Below are 1,077 nucleotides of genomic sequence, written 5' to 3' on the forward strand. Positions count from 1 at the left end.
GTCTTGGTCTTGATCAGATAGTGATAGTTCTGCACCGTCTTGACGCTGAGATTGAGATGCGTCGCGATCTGCTCGGTGGTGGCGCCGCCGGCGAATTGGCGCAGGATCTCGATCTCGCGTTCGCCCAGTTGATCCAGCACTGAACCGGTCGGCGACAGGCTGTCCTCGGCCAGGACATGCGCGATGTCGTCGCTCATGGCGCGCTCGCCGCGGGCGACGCTGCGGATCGCATTCACGACCGCGGACGGCTCGCTGCTCTTGGTGACGAAGCCAGAGGCGCCGGCGCTGAAGGCGGCCTTCACCAGCACGGCCTCGTTGTGCATGGTGAAGACCAGGATGCGCGCCCGCGGGCTGCGCGCGCGGATGTTGCGGATTGCCTCCAGCCCGCTGGCGCCGGGCATCGAGATATCGAGCACGACGACGTCAGGGTCGTGCGCCTTGAAGGCGCCGTAGGCATCCGCCGCGTTGTCGGCCTCCGCCACGACATGCAGATCGCCCTGGCTTTCCAGCACGCGCCGGTAGCCTTGCCGGACGATGGGGTGGTCGTCGACCAGCAGCACGGAGATGCCTGTTGCTGCAACCTCGCTCATCTCGGCCTCACGCGGCGAGCGGGATGGTGGCGGCGACGCTGAGGCCGCCTCTGGCCGGCAGGATCGAGAGCGACCCACCGGCGGCTGCGACGCGCTCGCGGATCCCGGTGAGGCCGAAGCCGGCCGACTGTGCGACGCGTTCCGCATCGCCGCCGCCGTCGTCCTCAACGCGGATCAGCAGCGCGTCGTCCTCGCCGGCGCGCCGCTCGACGCGCAAGGAGATCTCGCGTGCCGAACTGTGGCGCAGCGCGTTGGTCAGGCATTCCTGGGCGACGCGATAGGCGGTGGTGGCGGTCGGGCCGCTGATGTCGGTGAGATCGCCCCTGAGGTCGAGCTGGATCGTCGGGCGCGCCGCGCTCTGCGAGCGCCAGCTGTCGACGAGATTGACGAGGCTTGCCTCCAGTCCAAGCTCCTCGGGCAGGGGATTGCGCAGCCGTTTCAGGGCATCGCGCAGCGAGGCCATCAGATGATGCGTGGCCTGCGAGAT

2 protein-coding genes are annotated in these 1,077 nt (G+C 68.4%); both read right to left on the reverse strand.

Going from position 1 to position 1,077, the window contains the following annotated elements; genetic code table 11:
* The coding region (locus AC1D00_RS42455) for a response regulator (protein WP_477014827.1) at positions 1-590 on the reverse strand (590 nt) is incomplete at its 3' end.
* Positions 591-597: 7 nt separating this feature from the next.
* A partial coding sequence (locus tag AC1D00_RS42460; protein ID WP_477014828.1) for a sensor histidine kinase occupies positions 598-1,077 on the reverse strand: 480 nt, incomplete at its 5' end.

It is taken from the genome of Bradyrhizobium sp. P2_E8, assembly GCF_056403875.1.